Here is a 22,081-nt window from a genome sequence, read left to right as displayed (position 1 = left end):
ATGCGAGTGTACGAAGTTTGAAGCGGACTGTCACGCCTGCGCGAACGCACGTCAATTCTTTGCCGTCTACCAGTTGGTGCGGATGCGCTTTCGGATTAGAATGTTGTTGATTGCGCGGTGGGCGCGGCCCAGGCCGTTGCCCAATCAAAGGCGCCTACGGGCCGAAATGGGTGAATACGCAGAATGGACGAGCGTCGACCAACGCGCACACGTCGGGAGAAGCCGAAGGGCCCGGAAACGCGGAAGCCGCGCCGGGGTTTGCGCGCGCTCCTGTACGTGGCGTTCACGCTGGTGTTTGGCTACGTGTCCACAGTTCTTTGGGTTTTTGAGGGTCCATTTACAAATTTAAAGAAGTACATCATTGAAAGTGTGGATCAGACTCGGCACGCGTATCTCTTGCGGCCGATGTCCCTCTACCTGGTGCCGGAGGCGACCATCAAGAAGTATGCGCTACCGGACAACCTGAGCGGGCCGACCATCCCCATCCAGGACATCCAGCGTCGCGACTTCAGCCACATCAACGATCCGACCGTGCAGATGATCACGCTGCACGAGCCGACCTTCACCGCGTTTGTCCTTCTGGTGAAGGACCCGAAGCGCATCCGCGTGGTGGCGACCAAGTACTTGCACGTGCGCGGCGAGACGGTCATGCAGATGGTGCAGGACTCTCGCGCCATTGCGGGCATCAACGCGGGCGGCTTTGTCGACACCAACTGGCAGGGCACGGGCGCCTATCCGCAGGGCATCACCATCACGGACGGGAAGCTCGTCTCCATGACGGGATCGCCCAGTCAGCCGCAGCCGGTGATCGCCTTTACCAAGGAGGGCCAAATGATTGCGGGCACGTATTCGCTCAATCAGCTGCGCTCGCTCGACGTGTGGCAGTGCGTCGGGTTTGGCCCGGTGCTCGTGGAAAACGGCAAGCCAACCGTCTCTGCCGAAAACTACGCGGTGAACCCGCGCACAGCCATTGGCCAGACGAAAGACGGGACCGTCATCCTGCTCGTGACGGATGGGCGATACGCCACGGGGCCCAATGACGTCGGCGCGAGCTTTGCCGACGTCGCGCGGATCATGCTGCAGTTCCACGCGGATATCGCCGCCAACTTGGACGGAGGATCGTCCGCCACGTTCGTGTACAAAGGGCGCATGTGGAATCGGCCCGTCGACATCCTTGGCGCCCGCGCGGTGGCCACCTCCATCGTGGTGATGCCGGAAGGCGGTGGAAAGCGTGGCTAACCGCGTGTGGCCGAAGCTGGTGGGCATCGCAGCGGTCATCACGGCGCTGCAGTTGCCTCTCTTTTACCATTACAACCGCCTGCTAGGATCGAGCGCCAATGCGGTGGACAACATCACCGTATCGCCGGCACAGGAGCAGGCGGAACAGAAGGAAATTGCGGCGCTCAAACAGCAGTACCGCTTTGTCACCGTGTCGGCGGACGGCCAGTACGCCGCATATCTGGATTCGAAGAACGTGTTGCACGTCATGGATCTCGCCAGCAAACAGGAACTGTGCGCGGCGAACAATCCTTATACGGTTCAGTACGTCGAATGGATTGAGGACGAGCGCCTGTTCGTGGGCGAAGAAGTTCAGCCGGGCGACCTTGAACTGAAGACGGTGGACGTGCCGAGCGGCGTGCAGACCATCGTCACGCGCTTCGAGGGGCTGCCGTCGAACGCCTCGTTCACGAAGATCACGTTCAGCACGTACACGAACGACATCTACATTCTCATCAACAGTGGCGAATCGAGCTCGCTGTACCACATCGGTACCATGAGCAACGTCTCGCTCGTGCCGACGGGCGGCCGTTATATCAAAAACATTGCCATCACGCAGACGGGCAGCAAGCTGTACTTCGAGGATTACGCGGACGGAAGCTTCAACGTACTGTCGCTCGACGATCAGGGCACCATCCGCCTCATCAAGCGCGACGCGGCGCTCGTCGCGGTCGTCGGAAACACGCTGTACTACGGCGCCATCAACAGCCAGGGCCTCGTGACGTCCGTGTACAGGTACGACGCCTCCACGGGCGCCTCCACGCTCGTCAAGACGCTCGCGACGCCAACCTTGGCCGCGAACATCGAGGTGACGGACAGCGGCGCCGTGCAGGTGAATGCGCCCACCTGACGCCGGTCTGAGCCGCCGTGCGAAGCGTCACGTGGGGCGGTGGTCGGTGTACACGTTGGCCGGGTACGCCTCGCGCAGGCGCGCCATATGCGCGTCCGTGAGCGGCGGAAGCTTGCCCGCCTCCGCGTTTTCGCCCAGTTGCGCCATCCGCGATGCGCCAGGGACCGCGCAGCAGACGGCGCTTGGCGCCACGGAAAACTGGATGGCGGCCTGGGCTGGCGTTCGATCCGGCGCGATCTGCCGCAAGATTTGCGGCGCGCGGGCGAGATCGGCCGCCCCGTAGCCGAGGTACGTGTCATCCGGTTTCGGCGCCTTCTTGCCGCTGAGCCACCCGCTCGCCACGGGCCCTCGCGCAATGACCCCCACGCCCTTCGCCTCGATCTCCGGAAACCACTCCTCCGGCCGGCGATCCAACAGACTGTACTGCATCATGATGGTCGCGATGTTCGAGCCATTCAGGTAGCGGCGAATGACGTTCGGGCGGATGGACGAGATGCCGTACGCGCGAATGATGCCCTTCTCGACGAACCGCTCCATCAGCGCGACGATCTCGTCGAACGGGTCCTCCATCGTGCCGCCGTGCAACTGGTACAGGTCGATGTAGTCCGTGCGCAGGCGCCGCAGGCTGGCCTCAATCGCCCGCTCGATGTAAGCGGGCGACGGATCCCACGTCCACCCGGGCTTGCCGGGCTCGAACCGGTTCCCCACCTTGGTGGCGATGATGACGCGCTGGCGCACAGGCGCAAGCGCCTCACCGACCACCTCTTCGTTCATCCCCTGCCCGTACAGATCCGCGGTGTCGAAAAAGGTGATGCCGAGATCGACAGCCTCGCGGATGATGCGGACGGCCTCGGCCCTGTCGGCGGGCAGGGTCATGCAGCCGAGGCCCACTTCGCTGATTTGGATACCGCTCCGTCCAAGTGCGGCTGTGCGCATTTACTATCTCTCCTCGGAAGCTCATGGCGTCAGTCTGCAAAGGCCATCTCGAGCACGTCGCGATAGTCGTGCGCCCCCATCGGGCGCGGGTTGCTCGGCGTTGAGGTGTTCTCGCACGCGAGTTCCGCCAAGCGGTCGAAGTCCGACGGATTCACGCCCGGCAGATCCCGCAGTTTTGGAATGCCCAGGCCCTCGAGCCAAGTGCGAAGTCCCCCGAGGAGCGCTTCCGCCGCGCGCTCGGCGTGATCCTCGTCGCGCGCCAGGCCCATGGCCCGCGCGACCCAGGCGTACGGCTCCACCGCGTAGGGCAGGTTGTAACGAAGCGTCGGCAAAAGCATCACCGCGTTCGCCAGGCCGTGCGGCGTATCGTACAGACTGCCCAGGGCCTCGGCCAGGCAATGCACGGAGGCCACATCCGTCGATCCGAACGCGAGACCCGCAAGCAGGCTGCCGAGCAGCATGTCGTGTCGCGAAGCCGGATCGCCCTGTTTGACAGCGTTTGGCAGTGCACGATAGATGAGGCCGAGCGCCTCGTGGGCGTAGGCTTGCGCGATGGGGTGCGCGCCCTTGCACGTGGATCCTTCAATGGCGTGCACCAGCGCATCGACGCCGGTGTGGGCCGTCACGTCAGGCGGGAGGCTCGCGGTGAGGGCCGGATCGCACACGGCGAGGGGCGGGCGCAGTAATTCGTGCTTCAGGGTGAGCTTTCGGTGCGTGCCCTGTTCCGTGATGACGGCCGATCTCGTCACTTCCGAGCCCGTCCCGGCGGTGGTGGGCACGGCGCAGACAGGCGCCGGCGGGCCGTACGGACGGCGGTTGAGCGCATAGTCGCTCGGCGTGCCGCCCTGGCGCGCGAGCAGCGCAATGGCCTTACCGGCGTCCAGGCTGCTGCCGCCGCCCACGGCCACGACGCCGTCGGCGCGGTGTTCGAAGAAGGCGTCCCGGCCGGCGAAGCAGACGGCTTCGTCCGGGTTGGGCCGAACCTCGGCGAACACCCGGGGCACAAATCCGGCGCGAGCGAGAAGGCCCGCGATGCGATCCGCCGCGCCGGCCCGCACCAGCCCCGGATCCGTCACGAGGAGCAGGCGGCGCCCAAACCCTCGGGCCACCAGATGCTCCGGGAGCTGCTCGACGGCGCCTTCGCCGAACTCGATGTGCGTCTGAATGGAATAGGAAAACATCAGGCTCGTCCCTTCGTCATTCCGCGTAGATCATTTTAATGGTCATGCCGCCGTCCACTACGAAGTTTTGCCCGGTGATGAACGAGGCGCCATCCGATGTGAGGAACCTGCACACTTCCGCGATGTCCTCGGGCCGGCCGACGCGCCCAGCCGGGTGCTGGGCGTGATCGATGGGGCGCAAATCCGGTTCCGCTCGCTGCGATGACTTTTTCCACTCGGATACCTCGATCCACCCTGGAGAGATGGCGTTCACGCGCACGTCCGGGCCCAGGCTCACGGCCAAGGCATGTGTGAGCGCGAGCACGCCGCCTTTGGAGGCAGAGTAAGGCTCCGTGTTGGGCTCCGACATGAGCGCCCGCGTGGAGGCGATGTTGACGATGCATCCGCGCGTCTTGCGAAGGAGCGGCGCGGCGTGCTTGGCCATGAGAAACGGCCCGCGCAGGTTCACCCCGAGAATGCGGTCCCACGCAGCGGTGGGCAGCTCTTCCACGGGTACGCCGGGGAAGCCAAGCCCGGCGTTGTTGACGACGAGATGGAGCCTCGAAAACGCTTCGTCCACCTGGCGGATGAGCGACTGCACCGAAGATTCATCCGCCACGTCGGTCTGCACGAACAGAGCCTGTAGTCTGCCTTCGCCGCCGGCCAGTTCTGCTTCCGCCTCGCGGCCCGCCTCCTCGTCCACCTCCGCGATGACGACTTGCCAGCCGTCCTCCCAGAAGGCTTTCGCGATGGCGCGACCGATGCCCTGGCCGCCCCCTGTCACAATGGCCACACGCGTGTCCATAAGGTTCACCTTCTTTGCGAGCTCGGTTTCTCTTTCACGATAACGCAGAATGAGGCGCGTTCCAAGACATGGGGAATACCGCTTGTGCGTGTGGAAAACAAAACATCCTCCTGCGGCAAACCTCCAGGAGGATGGATGTGGGCGTCGGGCCGAGGACGCGCGTCTCAGCGCCCGAGATACGAATATAGCAAGCCCGCCGCTTGACCCGGCGTGTAGACGATGTAGAGGAGGATGAACACCACCAGCCCAGTGGCTGCCGTCACAAACCAGGTGACAAGCGTCCAAGGGGCAATCTTTCGGTGACGCGAAAAGCGCGCGCGCGACGCGTACACGAGCGTGATGACCCCGAGGATGGCCGCCACCGTTGCGAGCACGGAGTGGACCTGAAGAAACCCGTAGTAGAACGGGCTCATGGACTTCGGCCCGCCGAATTCGTTGTCGCCTAGGAGCACCGTCTTCAGCACGTAAATGATGAAGAAGAGCGCCGCAAACACGACGCCTCGGAGCATCCAGCGCCGATGCACCCGCACGCGGTGATGCCGGATGTGGTACCAGCCCACGACGAAACAGACCACGCTGATCAAGATACAGGCCTCGTTGATGTACGAAAACACGATGGCCAGCACGCGCCTCACCTCGCAATTCTGCGCGTATTGTAGCACGCCCGACTTGGACGTGCATCTTCACCTCGTGGCGCTGCTTGGCGCGCGCAGGCATGTGTCAGCGTTCGTTCGGAATTACCTGGGGGCGAAATCGCCAGCCTTCGTTCAGCGTCGCTTAAGACTTGGCTCAGGCGGCGTTCAGCGACAGGGTGTACGCTGTCGTCGGTGAGGAGCGTGACCTGATGGGGCGAATGCATGAGAGCCCGCGCCTGAGCCGGCAAGTCCTGGTGTTCGCCGCGGTGGGCGTGCTCAATACGGCCGTCGATACTGGCGTATTTTTTGCGCTTGCGGCGCTGTGTCACGTCGCCTCGGCCGTGGCTCAGGTGGTATCCTATGCCTGTGGAATGGTGAACAGTTTCGCCTGGAATCGCGGCGTGACGTTTCGGGCCGGCGCGTTTCGCTGGGGGGAAGTCGCCCGCTTCGCTCTCGTGAACGGCGTGTCGCTCGTGGCCTCCGCCGTCAGCATCGGGCTCTTGTCGCGCGAGGGATGGTCCCTCGTCGCGGCAAAGGCGGTTGTGACCATGGGTACGTGGAGCCTCAATTTTGTCGGGTCGAAATGGTGGGTTTGGCGCCATGCCAGGGGACAATCGAGCAGTTCTGTACGATCCGTCTAAGGTTCGCGTGTTGGTCGTCGATGACGAGCCGAGCATTGTCAAATTTCTCGAGTTTGGCCTGCGGCGGGAAGGCTACGCGGTCGACACGGCCGAGGACGGCGTGGAGGCCATCGCCAAGGCGCGGGAGTCCATGCCGCACGTCTGCATTCTGGACGTGATGATGCCCGGCCCGGACGGCTTCGAGGTGTGCCGGATGCTGAAGGGCATGGGCAACGTCGCCGTCATCCTGCTCACCGCGCGCGATGCCATCGACGATCGCGTCAAAGGGCTTGTCGGCGGCGCCGATGACTACGTCGTCAAGCCATTCAGTTTTGAAGAACTTCTCGCGCGCATTCACGCTCGCGTTCGCAACCAGTTTCCGAGCCTGCTCAAGCAGCAGGAGGTCGGTCCGTTTGTCATCGACGATGCCCGCAAGGAGATTTCGTTCCGCGGCGAAACCCTGAAACTGTCGTCGACCGAATACGAGCTTCTGCGCTATCTTCTGCAGAATCACGGGCTCGTGCTGAGCAAGGCGCAGATCCTCGATCACGTCTGGGGCTACGATTTCAACGGCCAGGACAACATCGTCGAGGTCTACATCAGTGCGCTGCGCGAGAAGCTGGGCGACCGGGATCGGACGCTCATTCGCACCCTCCGCGGCCAGGGCTACCGGGTGGATCTGCCATGAGCGCGGTTGCCCGGTTCGCGCATGTTGCCGCCGTCACGGCGAGGCGGGCCGCCGGGGGTGTGCGCGCTTTCGCCCGTCACCTGCTGGTGGCCGTTTCCCGGGCGTGCGTGCGGCTCCGCTCGGCGACGCTCGCGCTTCACCTCTCGCTGGTCACCTATGCCGTGATGATCGCCGCCATTGCGCTCGTCGGCGCCCTGCAAGCGCTCTTTCTTCGCCAGTTCCTCCTTGCGGAGACGGCGAGATCGCTCCATCAGGAGCTCATGGACGTCCCGGCGCAGGCGTGGATTTGGCTGGCCAACGGATCCGGTGGCGCCGAGGCATCCGGGCCGCCGTTTCGCCTCGGGCCCCTGCCGTTCCTCGCGGCGCGTGGCAGCCTCGCGTACATAGATCCGTCAGGGCAGGTGCACCCCATCTATGCGCCGCACGGCCTGCCGGTCCTGTCGCGCGAGACGTACGAGGCCATGCTCAACTTCGGCGTGCCGGCGTCCGCGTATCAGCTCGCCTCGACGAGCCACGGGCGCGATCTCGTCGTCACAGCCCTCATCGGGCCGCCGGATCGGCCGCTCGGCTTGGCACAGGTGAGTGTGCCAACGAGCGAGATCGACGCCATGGTCGCGCGGCAGATGCTCCTTTACGGCGTGGTGGCGTTCGCGGTGCTGGTGGCCGCGCTCGCCGCGTACAGGGCGCTCATCCGCAGGGCGCTCGTCCCGCTTCACCGCGTGGTGGAGCATGCGCAGCGCATTGACGCTGGCAATCTCGACGAGCGTTTTGAGGTGCGCCCGGGCATGCAGGCGGAGGTGCGGTCGCTCGCCGCGTCGTTCAACGGCATGCTGGATCGCCTGGGGAGCGCGTTTTGGGCGGAGCGGGACGCGAAGGAGCGCATGCGGCAGTTTGTCGCGGACGCCTCGCACGAGCTGCGCACGCCGCTCACGGCACTGAGCGGCTACCTCGAGGTGCTGCAAAAGGGCGGGGACTTCACGGACGAGGAGTGGCGGGACGCGCTGCAGCAGATGCACGGCGAAGCCCGGCGCCTTGCGGGCTTGGTCGAGCAGATGCTGAGGCTTGCGCGCGCGGAGGACGTGCGCGCGTCGTGGGCGGGCGACAAGCGCGAACGCGTGCGGCTCGGGACGCTGGTGATGTCGCTCGACGCGCTGTGGCGCGGGCTGTGCGGGTCTCGCGAGCTGACGTATCGCATCGAGGGCGATCCGGCCGTCTTCGCGGATCCGGACGCCTTGAAGCAGGTGTTGTTCAACCTGGTGCAGAACGCGGTGCAGCACACGCCGGAAGAGGGCGGCGAAATTGTCATCTCCGTGTGGACGGACGGGTGCGAGGCCAAGCTCGCGGTGGCGGACAACGGCACGGGGATTCCCAAGGTGCATCAGCCCCACGTGTTTGAGCGATTCTATCGCGTGGACGAGGCGCGATCGCGCGCGAAAGGCGGCGCGGGCCTCGGGCTCGCCATCTGCAAGGCGATTGTGGAGGCGCACGGCGGCCGAATTGCGTGTGAAAGCGAGCCCGGCGAAGGCGCTGCATTCACGGTGACCTTGCCCGTCGCGGGAACGGATGGAGATGGAGCCTAGGAGGGATGGGCATGGAAGTGCAGGTGACGGATGCGGCGAAATCAAGGCTGGTGGCCATGGGCGTGCCGGAAGGCAGCCGGCTTCGGCTGAAGGCCGACATCGAGGCGCACGTGAGTTGCGCTTGCCAGGTGGACATTCACATGATTGCCGACGGCGCGCCTCCGCTCGCTGTGTCGCTCGGGTATGACGTGCGCGTGGATGAGGAGGCACAAAAGCTGTTGGGCGATGAACAGCCGCTCGTACTCGACTACGTTCCCTTGAGCGGACTGGTGCTGCGCTCGCCGCATGAGACGCTCGCGCATAACATCCAGGTGGAGGCGTGAACCGCGGGGCGCTGGCGAGGCGCCCCGCTCCATGTCAGTACGCCGTCCAGCCCGCGTCGGCGATCACGACGGCCCCGTTCACGAAGCTCGCTTCGTCGGACGCGAGGAACAGCGCAACGTGGGCGATTTCTTCAGGCTTGCCGGTGCGCGGATTGAGGCTCATCCCAGCCATGGTCGCCTGAACCCCGAGGGAAGCCGGATCGACATTCGGGCTCGAACCCATGATGTTCGTCTCCACGCCGCCGGGCGCGATGGCGTTGCAGCGAATCCCAAAGCGCGCATACTGGTAGGCGACGTTCTTGGTCAGGCCCACCACGGCGTGCTTCGAGGCCGTGTACGCCGCCCCGGCGCGGGAGCCAAACAGGCCGCCAACCGATGCGATGTTCACGATGGCACCGCGCCCCTTGTCCATCATGAGGGGCAGAGATTTGCGAATGGCGCGCATCGGCCCTGTGACATTGACCGCAAAGACGCGTTCCCACAGCTCGTCCGTCACCTCATGAGCCGGTTTCATGCCGTCCATGATCCCCGCGTTGTTGACGAGGATGTCGATCCCGCCGAAGGCGTCAACGGCGCGCTGAATCATCCCGTCCACATCGTCCGCCGAGGCCACGCTGGCGACGCAGGTCTCGACGTGGCCGCCCGCGCTGCGGATTTCGTCGGCGACGGATGCCAGACCTTCCGCGGCGATGTCGGCCGCGAGCACGCGCGCCCCTTCCTTCGCAAACAGGACGGCCATCGCGCGGCCCATCCCCGAGGCCGCACCTGTGATGACAGCGACGCGATCTTCCAGGCGCAAGGAGAAGACCTCCTTTATCCATGAAAAATGTTTATCGTTGAAAACATTCGCGATGGCGCGAGGGAATCCTGCGGCTTCGGAGACGAGGATGGGGCAAAGGGGCGGTACGTGACAGCGCGGCCAGGAGGCAGTTACCGCGCGTGAACACGAAAAAATCCGCGCAAGCCAGCGCGGATTTTCGATCTTGAGTGGTCGGAATGACAGGACTCGAACCTGCGACCTCACGGTCCCGAACCGTGCGCTCTACCACCTGAGCTACATTCCGTCGCCTTGACGCCTCAAAGCGGACAGCAATGAATATAGCAGAGGGCACCTTCCTCGTCAAGGCCTTTTTGTGGAAAAGGGATGCCTGAGATGCTTTCCATCAGACAAGCTCTCCAAATACCTATACGCTGTTGGCGAGTGAGCCGTATTGCCAATCGCGATGCAAAAGCCTCCCTTTCCGCTGCTCGTGACCAGCACCCATCGCGTAAAATAGCGGGATCAAGTGTTCCACGCCCCACGACGGCGCGGCCCAATCCGCGTACGGTGCCTCTTCGCGGTATGCGAACAGCGCATCGACGTCCCCTTCGGAGATGCGCGATTCGAGCCAGCGCTCGAACTCCTCGGCCCAGGCTTCTGGTTGGCCGTTCTCCCGGTTCCACTGAAGCATACGCAGGTTGTGCACCGTCGCACCGCTTCCAATCATTAAAACGCCCTCCTGTCGCAGAGAAGCGAGCGCCCGGCCAATTTGGAACTGATGTTCCGGGCGAAGTGTCGGATCGACGGACATCGAGACCACCGGGATGGACGCATCCGGGAAGATGCGAGACAGAATCGTCCAGACGCCGTGGTCGAAGCCGCGAGACGGAGCCAGGCGCGCTTCGATCCCGGCGTTCACGAGAAGTTCTTGAATTCGGGCGGCCAGCGCTGGGTCTCCCGGTGCCGGATATCGGATTTGGTACAGCGCCTCTGGGAAGCCGTAGAAGTCGTGGATCGTGTCGGGGTGAGGCGATGCCGAGATGGTCTGACATCCTTCGGTCCAGTGGGCGCTGAACACGACGATGGAGCGCGGGACAGGGAGGTCTCGCGACAATCGATCCAGGTAACGTCCGTAGACACTGTTCTCGATCGCCACCAACGGTGAGCCATGGGCGATAAACAGACTTGGCATTACGCGCGTCATAAGGCTACTTCTCTCCCTGTGGAAGGAATTTTTCTTCTCCGTTCAGAATGGAATGCAGATACGTCTGATTGCCATGGGAGGGGACGATGTTTTACCAGACGATTGACGATGATTTGAGGCTTCGGCTGTTGGAACCCAGAGATGCCGACGCCTTGTTCCGACTGCTGGATGAGTCGCGCGCCTACCTGCGCGAGTGGTTGCCGTTTCTAGATGCCAACCAGAGTTCGGAGGAGACGCGAGCCTTTATTTTGTCGGGCCTCCAACGATATGCGGCGCAGAACGGTGCTGAGATTGGCCTGTGGTACCGCGGCGAGATCGCCGGTGTGCTCGGGTTGCATTTTATCGATTGGGCCAATCGGTTGACGACCGTCGGCTATTGGCTAGGCGAGCGATATCAGGGCAAAGGCATCATGACCCGAGCTTGCAGGGCCGTGATCGACATTCTGTTTCGCGAATACGGCCTGAACCGCGTGGAGATCCGCGCCGCCACAGGCAACCACAAGAGCCGGGCCGTCGCGGAACGGCTCGGCTTCCAGTACGAAGGCTGCAAACGACAAGCCGAGTGGCTCTACGACCATTACGTCGACCACGCCGTGTACAGCATGCTCGCTGCAGAATGGTCAAGCGTGCAAGCTCGGTGACGTCAGGCGCCTACCAAACTTTCCGCATCTCGATCTCGTCGTGCAGCGGAATGCCATCGAGGCCGAGGCGCGGAATCGACGGCTTTCGCTTCCGCGCCTCGTCAATGGCGCCCACGTGCACGGCGTGAAACCGGTAGCCGCGCCGCTGGTAGAATCGCATCGCTTTCAGGTTGTCGTTCGATGTGATGAGCGTCACGCGCGGGACGCCGGCCTGTTGCGCCGCATCTTCCACCGCCTGCAGCAAGCGCGTCCCCACGCCGATGCCTTCCACCAGGCTGTTCAGGCTCAGCAGCTCACATTCTTCGTCCAGGACCACGAACGTGGCGGCACCGACGTAGGCGCCGCCCTGCACCGCGATGACGGCTTCGACATCTTCCAGTCGGTACACCCTGCCGCGCGAAACCATCGTTTCGCCGCCCCATTCGCGGTTCCATAAGTCGAGGAGCCACTGTCGATCCGCCTCTCGCTGCGGGCGAATCACTTGAATGGTGTGGTGAGTCCGGGAACGCTCCATGGGTTCATCACTCCTCGGCACCGCTCTTCGATGCGAACACGTGATCGCATTCGTTGGACAGACCTGCTATACTGATCAATAACACAACCGTGCGCGAAAAGGGTGATGGATGGTGGCCACGGCGGGAGCGAGCGACATCCTGAAGGAACTCAACGAAAAGCAGCGCGAGGCGGTCACGGCGACCGACGGACCGGTGCTCGTCATCGCCGGCGCGGGTAGCGGCAAGACGAGCGTGCTGACGCGGCGAATTGCGTACCTCATCGCCGAGCGCCGCGTGCCGCCGTGGGCCATTCTCGCCATCACGTTCACGAACAAGGCGGCGCGGGAGATGGAGGAGCGAATTGAGCGCCTGGTCGGGCCTGCCGCCTCCGACATCTGGACGTCGACCTTCCACGCCATGTGCGCCCGCATTCTGCGGCGGGACATTCATCATCTGGGCTACACGTCGGCGTTCACCGTGCTCGATGCCGCGGACCAGGTCTCACTCGTCCGCCGCCTGATGCAGGAGATGAACATCGACGTGCGGAAGTTCGAGCCGCGAGCCGTGCTTTCCGCTATCAGCCAGCACAAGAACGAGCTGCGCTCGGCCGAGAAGGCGCTCGATCTCGCCGGATCGCCGTACGACAAGATGGTGGGCGACGTGTACCTGGCGTACGAACGGCGGCTGCGCGAAAATCAGGCGCTGGATTTCGACGACCTCCTCGTAAAGACGGTCGAGCTCTTCCGCAAGGTGCCGGATGTCCTCGCGTATTATCAGCACAGGTTCAGCCATATCCATGTCGATGAGTACCAGGACACCAATCACGCCCAGTATGTCCTGGTCAAGCTGCTCGCAGAGCGGCGCCGCAACCTGTGTGTCGTCGGCGATTCGGACCAGTCCATCTATGGATGGCGAGGCGCCGACATCCGCAACATCCTCGAATTCCAGAGGGATTATCCGGATGCGCGCGTCATCCGGCTCGAGCAAAACTACCGCTCCACCGGGCGCATTCTCCGCATCGCGAACCAGGTCATTCAGCACAATCAGCTGCGGCTTGAGAAGAACCTGTGGACGGATCGGGGCGAAGGCGAGCGGGCGAAGCTGTTCATCGCGCCGGACGAGCGCGTGGAGGCCGATTGGGTGGCGGACGAGATTGCGCGAGCGGTGTCCGACGGGCGCCAATATCGAGACGTGGCCATCCTGTATCGGACCAATGCCCAGTCCCGCGTGCTGGAGGAGGCGTTTCTGCACCGCGGGATTCCGTACCGCATCTATGGAGGACTTCGGTTTTACGAGCGGCGCGAAGTGAAGGACGTGATCGCCTACCTGCGCCTCGTCGCCAATCCGAACGACGACGTGTCATTCCTCCGCGTGGTCAACGTGCCGAAGCGCGGCATCGGCGACACGACGCTCGAGAAGTTGGCGGAATACGCGCGACAGCGCGGTACATCACTTTTTGAGGCGGCGCTCCACGCCTCCGAAGCGGGCGTTTCAAAGAAGGCGGCGTCCGCGCTTCAGTCGTTCGTGGAGCTGATTCAGACCCTCCAACTCCAGCGCGCCTTCCTGCCTCTGACGGATCTCACGGACGAGCTTTTGGATCGGTCGGGATATCGCGAGGCCCTTCGCGCCGAGCGCAGCCTGGAAGCTGAGAACCGGTTGGAAAACCTCGACGAGTTCCTGTCCCTGACGCGCGAGTTTGACGAAAACGGCGTGCCGGAAGGCGAAATGGGCGCACTGGAACAGTTCCTCACGCACGTGGCGCTCGTGTCGGACGCGGATCTCCCTGGAGGCCGGCCGGGACGCCGCGAGGACGTGGACGAGGTGTCCATGATGACGCTGCACGCCGCGAAGGGACTCGAGTTTCCGGTGGTGTTCCTCGTCGGCCTGGAGGAGGGCGTGTTCCCGCACCGGCGAGCGCTCGACGGCGGCGAGGAGCTCGAGGAGGAGCGGAGGCTCTGCTACGTCGGCATCACGCGGGCGATGGAACGGGTGTACATGACCACGTGTCGTTCCCGCATGTTGTTCGGTGAGCGGCGCTCGTTCACGCCGTCTCGCTTTCTGTCCGAGATGCCGACGACCGACATCGAACGCGTGGGTGAGGAGGACACGATGTTCGGGCGCGGCTGGCGCGACGCGCGCGCGGGGATGCGCGCACCAGCTCACGCGGTGGCGGATGCGGCCTCCGGGCCGCGGATGAGCGTGCCGAGATCGTTTGGCGCGGACCTGTCCGTGCCGTACGAGCCTGGCGATCTCGTCGAGCACCGCAAGTGGGGGCGCGGCGTGATCGTCGCGAAGTCGGGCGAGGGCGAGTCCCTGGAGCTCGTCGTCCGCTTTGATGATCCTATCGGCGAGAAGCGGCTGTTCGCCAAATTTGCGCCAATTCAAAAGGTGGACCCGTGATCATCTGAACCATCTCAAGTAAGAAGCGGTCAGGAGTGTGATGCGTGTCGTGGACGCCAAATCGGCCCTGTCCCTGGAAGAGGCCCGGTCGCGTGCCAAGGTGCTCCGGGAACAGATTGAGTACCACAACCGAAAGTACTATCTGGAGGACAACCCGGAGATCTCGGACGCGGAGTGGGACGCGCTGATGCGCGATCTGATGGAGCTCGAGCGCAAATATCCGGAGCTCGTCGATCCGGCCTCGCCCACGCAGCGGGTGGGCGCGCCGGCGCTCGAGGGTTTTGCGAAGGTCGTGCACGAGGTGCCCATGCTGTCGCTCGCAAACGCTTATTCGACGGAGGATCTGCTGGACTGGGACCGCCGCGTGCGACAGACGGTGGGGGACGACGTCCGGTACGTGTGCGAGCTCAAAATTGACGGCCTTGCTGTGGCGCTGCGCTACCAGGACGGCCGGCTCGTGCTTGGCGCGACGCGCGGGGACGGCGAAGTGGGCGAGGATATCACGGCCAACATCCGCACCATCCGCAACGTGCCTCTTGAGCTGTCGGAACCTGTGTCGCTCGAGGTGCGGGGCGAGGCGTACATGCCGAAGCGGGAGTTCATGCGGCTCAACGAGCTCCGCGAGCAGCAGGGCGAGCCGCTGTTCGCCAATCCGCGCAACGCGGCCGCAGGATCGCTCCGCCAGCTCGATCCGGCCGTGGCCGCGAGCCGGAGGCTCGGCGTGATCGCGTACCAGCTGGTGCGCGCCGAGGCGCATGGGTGCGAGACGCACAGTCAGGCGCTGGACTACGTGGCGCGCCTCGGCCTTCCCGCGCACCGCGAGCGGCACGTGTGCGCGAGCATTGAGGACGTGATCGCCTACATCGAGGCATGGGCGGACAAACGGCACGACTTGCCGTACGCGACGGACGGCATGGTGGTAAAGGTAGATTCGCTTGCCCTGCAGGTGCGCCTCGGCGCCACTGCGAAGAGCCCGCGTTGGGCCATTGCGTACAAATACGCGGCGGAGCAGGCGGAGACCACGCTTCGCGCCATCGAGCTGAACGTCGGCCGCACGGGCGTGGTGACGCCGACCGCTGTGTTCGATCCCGTCCAGCTCGCGGGCACCACGGTCTCAAGAGCGTCGCTGCACAACGAGGACCTCGTGCGCGAGAAGGACATCCGTGTGGGCGACGTCATTGTCGTGCAAAAGGCGGGGGACATCATTCCCGAGGTCATTCGATCGCTTCCCGAGCGGCGGACCGAGCCGCTGCCCGAATTCCGCATGCCGGAGGCGTGCCCGCAGTGCGGATCGCCGCTCGTCCGACTGGACGGCGAGGTGGCGTGGCGCTGCATCAACCCAGATTGTCCGGCTCTTCTGCGCGAGGGGCTCATCCACTTCTGTTCTCGCGACGCCATGAACATCGAAGGCCTCGGCGAGCAGTGGATCACGGTGCTTTTGGACCGCGGGCTGATTCGAACGCACGCGGACTTGTACCGCCTCCGAAAGGCCGATCTCGTTCAGCTCGATCGGATGGGCGACAAGCTTGCCGACAAGCTGTTGCACAATATCCAGGAGAGCAAGCGCAACTCGCTCGAACGGCTCCTGTTTGGACTTGGCATCCGGCACGTGGGAGAGAAGGCTGCGAAGACGTTGGCGGAACACTTCGGCGCGATGGATACGCTGATGTCTGCGGCCGAGGATGAGCTCATGGCGGTCCCCGATATCGGACCCAAGGTTGCGCAGAGCATCCGCCAGTACTTTGACACGCCGCGCGTGAGACAGTTGATTGAGGAATTGAAAGAGTTGGGGGTCAACATGGTTTACCTCGGTCCGCAGAAAGCGGCGGACGGGCCGCTCGCTGGCAAGACCGTGGTGCTGACCGGTGTGCTTCAAGCGGCGGATCGAAAGCAGGCGACGGAGTGGGTCGAGCGCATGGGAGGGAAGGTTGTTTCCAGCGTGAGCGCGAAAACGGACGTGCTCGTCGCAGGAGACAAGGCGGGATCGAAACTCGCCAAAGCACAGGAAATCCTGCGAAATCACCCGGATGCAAAGCTCGAAATCTGGGATGAAGCGGCCTTTCTGCGCCTGGTGGACGAAGCGGGGTTGCGCTGAGGTCATCGAAGGACGAAAAGACGGGCTGGCAAGTGGCCAGCCCGAGTTTGAGGATGGGTTGCGGTGTTCGTCCCCGACATGCTGCCTTTCGCCGCGCGATGAGCCACCACGCGCTCCCGCTTGTTCGGGTGGCGCGGCGATGGCGATGGAGGTGCCTGCCTCACACCACCGCGGACAACCGCTTGTGAGCGGAGGCGATTCACCGATGGGGGTCGCCGCAAAAGACATCGATGAAGTCGCCCCAGCCCGCGTACGCTTGCGCCAAAAGCGTCCTGCGATTGCCCCGGCACTTCTATGATGCCTCGAACCCGTAGATAAGAGAAATACATGTTTTCTATATATGCGATAAACGAAATCTTATTCGAATTGACATCGTCCTGTAACCAACGGGCGCTATACTCTGTTTGAGGCCTGTGGCGGCGCGCCGACCGTCCATTCGTTTTGCCAACAGGTCTCGCAAAATTGCATATTGACGAGTCATGTTTTCCGTTGCCACAATAATCGCAGCGAAGCCAGATTCGGTTGTCAATCGCTTACATAGGTTGATACATCGTGAACTCGACAGGGTGATCAGGGCATGCGGAGTCGGTGGATGGGCGGGTTGTTGGCCGCAAGCGTCATGGCCCTTGGTGTCATAGGCCAGGCGTGGGATGATTCGCACGGAGCCTTGGGAGCACATCGGCAAGCGGCCTCCGTGTCGAACCGCGGCAAACAGGAAAAGGCGTCGTTAGCGTCCATGTCGTCACAAGCAGAAGGCATTCATTTTTCTCTCCCGTTTTTCTTCGGCCCTCAGGTGAAAATTGAGGCCTTTGGGTCCGGCGTTCCTTCCTCAGAGATCACACATGTCCAAAATCTTCTCAATCGTGTGAATTCCATTCAGCGCATTCGTGAGTTTCTCGGAGTTCGCATGAACCACACGGCGACCATCGTGCTGGTGAAAAACGCCGCGGACTACCAGACGGAACTGCGCCAGCTTGGTGTGTCGGCCGGAGACGCGTCCAGCCTCTCCGAAGACTCCAATGGCTTCACGCTCGGCAGCACTGTCGTCATCCCGCTGTTCCAAAACCCGACGGATGTGGACTTGGCCAACGTACTGACGCACGAGTTGACACACGTCGATATCAACCAGCACATCGCAAATATTCCTAGCTGGATGAACGAAGGCATGGCAGTTTACATGGGGATGAACGGACAGAAAGCCATCGAATATCCGGTCGACTTTGCCAGCGATGAGAAGCAGGATGCCGAGGATATTCTCCAGGTTGTCCAATCCAACCAGTTGGTTCCTTTGACGGGCAGCGAGGCCGCTATCCTGTCCGGTCAGGAGACCTACGACTACGAACTTCAGGACTGGCTCGCCGTCTGCTACCTCATCGAACATTACGGCAAGTCGTCCATTCAGACGCTGGTTCGTCATCTCGAATCGGAAAACCCAAACCAAGCGTTTTACGACACCTACGGCGAGACGGTTTCAGCGTTCAACGCGCAATTCACCAAAGCCCTCAAGCAGTCGGCCAGTGTCGCCAGCGGGGGTGCGCAGCTCGAGATCAGCATCTCGCCGAGCTACCGCGGGGAAATCGTGGTTCAGCCAGCCAATCAGGCTGTGGGTCGCGCGTTCAAAGCCGAGCCCGGTACGCATCACTTGACGGTCACAGCTTCCGGGCAGGTGCAGGCGGATTTACCGCCCGACGGCACCAGAAAGAGCGCGATTCCGGCCACGCCGGGAACCATGTATGTGTCCCTCTTACCGCAGCGGTTCGGCACGGTTGCCGGACAGAGGCTACTCGACGCACAGATGGAAATCCAAATTCAAAACGGCCTGTACACGTTTGAGAATGCGTGGGAAGAACTCGAGAACAATCCGATGTACAATCCGTCCAGCGTGCCCGACGTACTCGGCGTCGCCATCACGGCTATCCACGACGAGGCGCCGGACGATCCAATTCTCACGATGTTGAATGCGGAAAACGCGTGAGGCATCGCGCACGTAAGTCAATAAGAGGCCACCTCGCGGCCGCGCGTCGCGGGGTGGCCTTGTGTAAGTTGATGAGGGCACGCGCGTCAGTTGCGCGAGCGGAGGAATTCCTGCACGCTTAGCTTCTGCTCTGTGCGCGCGTGGAAAAACGCGATTCGGTTGGAATACCGGCCGGCGATGAAGGACGCCGGGATGACGACGGCGAGGGTGACGAGCAGGTCATGCATGGTCAAGGTCATAGGCCCCTCCCTGAAATGTGGTCCTCCATTCGCTCTATGTCTATGAGATCCTGAGAAGGGACATGACTGAACAGGGCGCATCCGCGCGCATCAGGGGAAAATCGGCATCCATGGCCGGCCTGTGCTATAATCCCGAGAGGAACTTCGTCTGGCAAGCCTCATGACCATCCAATGGCACCCTGGAGAAGGAGGATGCTCATTGAAGATCACCGATGAGACGGTGAGTCACGTCGCGAAGCTTGCGCGGCTGTGGCTTCATCCCCAGGAACTCTCGCAACTCGTTCCCCAGTTGAACGACATTCTCGAGTACGCCGCAAAACTGCAGAGCGTCTCGTTGGACGGCGTGGAACCGACAAGTCACCCGTTCCACGAAGTGAACGTGGTGCGCTCGGACGTGCCACGCGAAAGTCTGTCAAGAGAGGAAGCGCTCCGCAATGCGCCGGATCAGGATCAGGGCATGGTGCGCGTTCCTGCCGTTTTGGAAGGAGGGGGAGGCGCATGAGGACACCGACCGTAAAGGAGATCCTCCGGTCCATTTCGGCGGGCGAGACCAGGGCGCGCGACTGGGTGGAGCATTCGCTCCGCGCGATCCGCGAGGTGGATGGCCGCCTGAAGGCGTTCCTCCTCGTCGATGAGGAGCAGGCGCTCGCCGCGGCGGATCGGATCGATCGCGCCAAGATGTATCAGAATGCGCCGCTTCGCGGCGTTCCGTATGCGGCCAAGGACAACATCGTCACGCGGGGCGTGCGGACCACGGCCGCATCGCGCATCCTCGAGAATTACATACCGCCCTACAACGCGACCGTGATCGACAAGCTGCAGCAGGCCGCGGCCGTGATGGTGGGCAAGACGAACATGGACGAGTTCGCGATGGGTTCGTCCACGGAGACGTCCGCGTTCCAGAAGACCGCGAACCCTTACGGCGAGGATCGCGTGCCGGGCGGATCGAGCGGTGGATCGGCGGCTGCGGTTGCGGCTGGCCTGGTGCCATTCGCGTTAGGGTCCGATACAGGCGGCTCCATTCGCCAGCCAGCGGCGTTCACAGGCTGCTTCGGCATGAAGCCCACGTACGGGCGGGTTTCCCGGTACGGGCTCATCGCATTCGCGTCCTCGCTGGACCAGATCGGCCCGTTCACGCGGACGGCGGAGGATGCGGCGCTCGTGCTGAACGCCATCTGCGGCCACGATCCGCTGGATTCCACCTCGAGCCGCCAGCCGGTGCCCAATTTCGCGGACGGGATCGACAGGGGCGTCAAGGGCGTGCGCGTGGGCATCGTGCGCCACCTGCCGGAAGAGGGGCTTGAGCCGGGGGTAAAGGCTGCGGTTCATCGCGCCATTCAACAGCTTGAGGCGGAGGGCGCTGAAATTGTGGAGATTGAGCTGCCGCACATGGAGTACGCGGTGGCCACCTACTATCTCATCGCGCCCGCGGAGGCGTCGTCGAACCTTGCTCGCTACGACGGCGTGCGGTACGGGCGGCGCGCGGAAGCGTCGAGCCTCCTCGAGATGTACGAGCGGTCGCGCAGCGAGGGCTTTGGCATGGAGGTCAAGCGCCGCATCATCATCGGGACCTACGCCCTGTCCTCCGGGTATTACGACGCGTACTACAAGCGGGCGCAGCAGATGCGGACGCTCATCCGCCAGGACTACGAACGGGCGTTTGAGGCGTGCGACGTGATCGTGATGCCGACGGCGCCGACGACGGCGTTCAAGCTCGGCGAGAAGCTGGACAACCCGTTGCAGATGTATTTGAACGACATCTACACCATCCCGGCCAACCTCGCGGGGCTGCCGGGCGCGAGCGTGCCGTGCGGCTTTGCGGATGGACTTCCCGTGGGACTGCAGCTCATCGGAAGGCCATTCGACGAGGCGACGATTCTGCGCGTGGCGCACGCGTACGAGCAGGTGCGCGACTTCGCGTGGCCGAAACCGGTGCTGGGGGTGGCGGAATGAACTACGAGACGATCATCGGCCTCGAGGTGCACGTCGAGCTGAAGACGGACACCAAGATCTTCTGCGGCTGCCGCAACGACAGCAAGTCGGAGCCCAACACGAACGTGTGCCCGGTCTGCCTCGGCCACCCCGGTACACTGCCGGTGTTGAACGAGCGGGCGCTGGAGCTTGCGGTCAAGGCGGCGCTCGCGCTCCACTGCAAGATCAACCAGAAGTCGAAGTTCGACCGGAAAAACTACTTTTATCCGGACCTTCCGAAGGGGTATCAGATCTCGCAGTACGACAAGCCCATCGGCGAACACGGGTACATCGAGATCGAGGTGAACGGGGAGACGAAGCGCATCGGCATCACGCGCCTGCACCTGGAAGAGGATGCGGGCAAGTCGATGCACGCTGCGGACGGATCGCACACGCTCGTCGACTACAACCGCACGGGCGTGCCGCTCATCGAGATTGTGTCGGAGCCGGACATCCGCTCGCCGGAAGAGGCGCGGTTGTACCTTGAGGCGCTCAAGAGCATCATGGAGTACTGCGACGTGTCCGACTGCAAGATGGAGGAGGGATCGCTCCGCTGCGACGCCAACATCTCCCTCCGCCCGGTGGGCCAGACGGCGTTTGGCAACAAGGTCGAGTTGAAAAACATGAACTCGTTCCGCTTTGTGCAGCGCGCGCTCGAGTACGAGGTCGAGCGGCAGCGCGAGCGATACGAGAGCGGCGAGCCCGTCATCCAGGAGACGCGCCGCTTCGACGAGGCGACCCAGACGACCGTGTCGATGCGCACGAAGGAGGAGGCGCACGACTACCGCTACTTCCCCGAGCCGGACTTGGTCGATCTCGACATCGACGATGCGTGGCTGGAGCGGATCCGTGCCGCGCTGCCTGAGTTGCCGTCCGCGAAGCGCAGCCGCTATGTGAACGAGCTCGGCCTGCCCCCGTACGACGCGGGCGTGCTCACCTCGGATCCGAAGATGGCCGCGTACTACGAGGCCGTGATCGCAGCTGGCGCCGACGCGAAACAGGCTTCGAACTGGGTGATGAGCGACGTCTCCGGCGCGTTGAACGGCGAGGGCAAGACGTTTGCGGAGTGCCCCATTCCGCCTGAGCATCTGGCGGGGCTCATCGGCGAGATCGCGAGCGGTAAGATTTCGTCGAAGCAGGCGCGCGAAGTGTTCAAGCTGATGTGGGAGACCGGCAAGAGCGCGGCCGAGATCATCAAGGAGAAGGGCTTCGAGCAGGTGAGCGATCCGGCCCAGCTACAGCCCATCATCGACGAGGTCGTGGCAAACAATCCGAAGTCGGTGGCGGACTACAAGGGCGGCAAGGAGCGCGCGTTGGCGGCGCTCGTCGGCCAGGTCATGAAGGCGACGCGCGGCAAGGCCAACCCGACGCTGGTGAACGAGATGCTGATTGAGAAGATCAAGAGCCTCTGATGGAGTGATGTTTCG

At 63.3% G+C, this 22,081-nt stretch carries 21 protein-coding genes and 1 tRNA gene; 13 read left to right on the top strand and 9 right to left on the bottom strand.

Annotation, left to right across the window (positions count from 1 at the left end; all coding sequences use genetic code 11):
• The first annotated feature begins 183 nt into the window (after nt 1-183).
• Nucleotides 184-1,239, top strand: a complete 1,056-nt coding sequence (locus AMA01_RS09150; RefSeq protein ID WP_067850217.1) for a phosphodiester glycosidase family protein — start codon at nt 184-186, stop codon at nt 1,237-1,239.
• Nucleotides 1,232-2,128 (top strand): hypothetical protein, encoded by an 897-nt coding sequence (locus AMA01_RS09145; RefSeq protein WP_067850297.1) that lies wholly within the window; start codon nt 1,232-1,234, stop codon nt 2,126-2,128. Before AMA01_RS09150 ends, AMA01_RS09145 begins: the two co-directional genes overlap by 8 nt.
• Before the next feature lie 27 nt (nt 2,129-2,155).
• Here AMA01_RS09145 and AMA01_RS09140 read toward each other — a convergent pair whose 3' ends face one another.
• From AMA01_RS09140 to AMA01_RS09125, 4 genes are all read right to left on the bottom strand, one after another.
• The gene (locus AMA01_RS09140; protein WP_067850215.1) at nt 2,156-3,064 is read right to left on the bottom strand and encodes an aldo/keto reductase; all 909 of its coding nucleotides are present in this window, start codon (nt 3,062-3,064) and stop codon (nt 2,156-2,158) included.
• A gap of 29 nt (nt 3,065-3,093) precedes the next feature.
• Nucleotides 3,094-4,245: an iron-containing alcohol dehydrogenase family protein gene (locus AMA01_RS09135; protein ID WP_067850213.1), complete on the bottom strand. Its 1,152-nt coding sequence runs from the start codon at nt 4,243-4,245 to the stop codon at nt 3,094-3,096.
• A gap of 16 nt (nt 4,246-4,261) precedes the next feature.
• Nucleotides 4,262-5,029, bottom strand: coding sequence for a glucose 1-dehydrogenase (locus AMA01_RS09130; RefSeq protein ID WP_067850211.1), 768 nt, complete (start codon nt 5,027-5,029; stop codon nt 4,262-4,264).
• A gap of 164 nt (nt 5,030-5,193) precedes the next feature.
• Entirely contained in the window at nt 5,194-5,655 is a 462-nt protein-coding gene (locus AMA01_RS09125) for a DUF420 domain-containing protein (RefSeq protein ID WP_067850209.1), read from the bottom strand.
• Between the two features lie 218 nt (nt 5,656-5,873).
• On the opposite strand from AMA01_RS09125, the gene AMA01_RS09120 reads away from it, so the two are divergent.
• From AMA01_RS09120 to AMA01_RS09105, 4 genes are read left to right on the top strand one after another with little or no spacing between them, the layout of a single operon-like run.
• A complete protein-coding gene (locus AMA01_RS09120) occupies nt 5,874-6,305 on the top strand; it encodes a GtrA family protein (protein ID WP_067850207.1) in 432 nt (143 codons plus the stop codon).
• Nucleotides 6,265-6,972, top strand: coding sequence for a response regulator transcription factor (locus tag AMA01_RS09115; protein ID WP_067850205.1), 708 nt, complete (start codon nt 6,265-6,267; stop codon nt 6,970-6,972). The genes AMA01_RS09120 and AMA01_RS09115 overlap by 41 nt, the downstream gene beginning before the upstream one ends.
• Nucleotides 6,969-8,552, top strand: coding sequence for a sensor histidine kinase (locus AMA01_RS09110; RefSeq protein WP_067850203.1), 1,584 nt, complete (start codon nt 6,969-6,971; stop codon nt 8,550-8,552). The genes AMA01_RS09115 and AMA01_RS09110 overlap by 4 nt, the downstream gene beginning before the upstream one ends.
• An 11-nt stretch (nt 8,553-8,563) precedes the next feature.
• Complete coding sequence (locus AMA01_RS09105) at nt 8,564-8,875, top strand: iron-sulfur cluster biosynthesis family protein (protein ID WP_067850198.1); 312 nt, start codon at nt 8,564-8,566, stop codon at nt 8,873-8,875.
• 34 nt (nt 8,876-8,909) lie between these two features.
• On the opposite strand, the gene AMA01_RS09100 is transcribed toward AMA01_RS09105, so the two are convergent.
• From AMA01_RS09100 to AMA01_RS09090, 3 genes are all read right to left on the bottom strand, one after another.
• Nucleotides 8,910-9,674 (bottom strand): SDR family oxidoreductase, encoded by a 765-nt coding sequence (locus AMA01_RS09100; RefSeq protein ID WP_067850197.1) that lies wholly within the window; start codon nt 9,672-9,674, stop codon nt 8,910-8,912.
• A gap of 189 nt (nt 9,675-9,863) precedes the next feature.
• Nucleotides 9,864-9,939, bottom strand: a tRNA-Pro gene (locus AMA01_RS09095).
• Between the two features lie 120 nt (nt 9,940-10,059).
• A complete protein-coding gene (locus AMA01_RS09090) occupies nt 10,060-10,839 on the bottom strand; it encodes a dioxygenase family protein (protein WP_082744098.1) in 780 nt (259 codons plus the stop codon).
• Between the two features lie 86 nt (nt 10,840-10,925).
• Here AMA01_RS09090 and AMA01_RS09085 point away from each other — a divergent pair, with 86 nt between their 5' ends.
• Complete coding sequence (locus AMA01_RS09085; protein ID WP_067850195.1) at nt 10,926-11,480, top strand: GNAT family N-acetyltransferase; 555 nt, start codon at nt 10,926-10,928, stop codon at nt 11,478-11,480.
• A gap of 10 nt (nt 11,481-11,490) precedes the next feature.
• Here AMA01_RS09085 and AMA01_RS09080 read toward each other — a convergent pair whose 3' ends face one another.
• On the bottom strand, nt 11,491-11,994 hold the full coding sequence (locus tag AMA01_RS09080) for a GNAT family N-acetyltransferase (protein WP_067850194.1): 504 nt from the start codon (nt 11,992-11,994) through the stop codon (nt 11,491-11,493).
• A 109-nt stretch (nt 11,995-12,103) separates the two neighbouring features.
• On the opposite strand from AMA01_RS09080, the gene pcrA reads away from it, so the two are divergent.
• From pcrA to AMA01_RS09065, 3 genes are all read left to right on the top strand, one after another.
• Nucleotides 12,104-14,374, top strand: coding sequence for a DNA helicase PcrA (pcrA, locus tag AMA01_RS09075; protein ID WP_067850193.1), 2,271 nt, complete (start codon nt 12,104-12,106; stop codon nt 14,372-14,374).
• Between the two features lie 40 nt (nt 14,375-14,414).
• On the top strand, nt 14,415-16,469 hold the full coding sequence (ligA, locus tag AMA01_RS09070; protein ID WP_067850192.1) for an NAD-dependent DNA ligase LigA: 2,055 nt from the start codon (nt 14,415-14,417) through the stop codon (nt 16,467-16,469).
• Between the two features lie 577 nt (nt 16,470-17,046).
• Nucleotides 17,047-18,444: a hypothetical protein gene (locus tag AMA01_RS09065; RefSeq protein WP_231862900.1), complete on the top strand. Its 1,398-nt coding sequence runs from the start codon at nt 17,047-17,049 to the stop codon at nt 18,442-18,444.
• 86 nt (nt 18,445-18,530) lie between these two features.
• Here the strand turns inward: AMA01_RS09065 and AMA01_RS13925 are convergent, their stop codons facing one another.
• On the bottom strand, nt 18,531-18,683 hold the full coding sequence (locus tag AMA01_RS13925; protein ID WP_014463516.1) for a hypothetical protein: 153 nt from the start codon (nt 18,681-18,683) through the stop codon (nt 18,531-18,533).
• A 199-nt stretch (nt 18,684-18,882) separates the two neighbouring features.
• Here AMA01_RS13925 and gatC point away from each other — a divergent pair, with 199 nt between their 5' ends.
• The 3 genes from gatC to gatB are packed head-to-tail and all read left to right on the top strand — an operon-like array spanning nt 18,883 to nt 22,066.
• Complete coding sequence (gene gatC, locus AMA01_RS09060; protein ID WP_012810093.1) at nt 18,883-19,185, top strand: Asp-tRNA(Asn)/Glu-tRNA(Gln) amidotransferase subunit GatC; 303 nt, start codon at nt 18,883-18,885, stop codon at nt 19,183-19,185.
• Entirely contained in the window at nt 19,182-20,636 is a 1,455-nt protein-coding gene (gene gatA, locus AMA01_RS09055) for an Asp-tRNA(Asn)/Glu-tRNA(Gln) amidotransferase subunit GatA (protein WP_067850189.1), read from the top strand. The genes gatC and gatA overlap by 4 nt, the downstream gene beginning before the upstream one ends.
• Nucleotides 20,633-22,066, top strand: coding sequence for an Asp-tRNA(Asn)/Glu-tRNA(Gln) amidotransferase subunit GatB (gene gatB, locus AMA01_RS09050; protein ID WP_067850187.1), 1,434 nt, complete (start codon nt 20,633-20,635; stop codon nt 22,064-22,066). Before gatA ends, gatB begins: the two co-directional genes overlap by 4 nt.
• Nucleotides 22,067-22,081 lie beyond the last annotated feature (15 nt).

It is taken from the genome of Alicyclobacillus mali NBRC 102425, from assembly GCF_001570745.1.
GTDB classification, from domain to species: domain Bacteria; phylum Bacillota; class Bacilli; order Alicyclobacillales; family Alicyclobacillaceae; genus Alicyclobacillus; species Alicyclobacillus mali.
This window is presented reverse-complemented; position numbering and strand designations above follow the sequence as displayed.

What these genes read in the sequence shown, in the direction of transcription:
- AMA01_RS09090 (WP_082744098.1), bottom strand. Translation starts at nt 10,839, where the DNA reads ATGACGCGCGTAATGCCAAGTCTGTTTATCGCCCATGGCTCACCGTTG.
- pcrA (WP_067850193.1), top strand. Translation starts at nt 12,104, where the DNA reads ATGGTGGCCACGGCGGGAGCGAGCGACATCCTGAAGGAACTCAACGAA.
- AMA01_RS09135 (WP_067850213.1), bottom strand. Translation starts at nt 4,245, where the DNA reads ATGTTTTCCTATTCCATTCAGACGCACATCGAGTTCGGCGAAGGCGCC.
- AMA01_RS09080 (WP_067850194.1), bottom strand. Translation starts at nt 11,994, where the DNA reads ATGGAGCGTTCCCGGACTCACCACACCATTCAAGTGATTCGCCCGCAG.
- ligA (WP_067850192.1), top strand. Translation starts at nt 14,415, where the DNA reads ATGCGTGTCGTGGACGCCAAATCGGCCCTGTCCCTGGAAGAGGCCCGG.
- AMA01_RS09105 (WP_067850198.1), top strand. Translation starts at nt 8,564, where the DNA reads ATGGAAGTGCAGGTGACGGATGCGGCGAAATCAAGGCTGGTGGCCATG.
- AMA01_RS09085 (WP_067850195.1), top strand. Translation starts at nt 10,926, where the DNA reads ATGTTTTACCAGACGATTGACGATGATTTGAGGCTTCGGCTGTTGGAA.
- AMA01_RS13925 (WP_014463516.1), bottom strand. Translation starts at nt 18,683, where the DNA reads ATGACCTTGACCATGCATGACCTGCTCGTCACCCTCGCCGTCGTCATC.
- AMA01_RS09130 (WP_067850211.1), bottom strand. Translation starts at nt 5,029, where the DNA reads ATGGACACGCGTGTGGCCATTGTGACAGGGGGCGGCCAGGGCATCGGT.
- AMA01_RS09115 (WP_067850205.1), top strand. Translation starts at nt 6,265, where the DNA reads ATGCCAGGGGACAATCGAGCAGTTCTGTACGATCCGTCTAAGGTTCGC.
- AMA01_RS09140 (WP_067850215.1), bottom strand. Translation starts at nt 3,064, where the DNA reads ATGCGCACAGCCGCACTTGGACGGAGCGGTATCCAAATCAGCGAAGTG.
- AMA01_RS09065 (WP_231862900.1), top strand. Translation starts at nt 17,047, where the DNA reads ATGCGGAGTCGGTGGATGGGCGGGTTGTTGGCCGCAAGCGTCATGGCC.
- gatB (WP_067850187.1), top strand. Translation starts at nt 20,633, where the DNA reads ATGAACTACGAGACGATCATCGGCCTCGAGGTGCACGTCGAGCTGAAG.
- AMA01_RS09150 (WP_067850217.1), top strand. Translation starts at nt 184, where the DNA reads ATGGACGAGCGTCGACCAACGCGCACACGTCGGGAGAAGCCGAAGGGC.
- AMA01_RS09110 (WP_067850203.1), top strand. Translation starts at nt 6,969, where the DNA reads ATGAGCGCGGTTGCCCGGTTCGCGCATGTTGCCGCCGTCACGGCGAGG.
- gatA (WP_067850189.1), top strand. Translation starts at nt 19,182, where the DNA reads ATGAGGACACCGACCGTAAAGGAGATCCTCCGGTCCATTTCGGCGGGC.
- AMA01_RS09120 (WP_067850207.1), top strand. Translation starts at nt 5,874, where the DNA reads ATGGGGCGAATGCATGAGAGCCCGCGCCTGAGCCGGCAAGTCCTGGTG.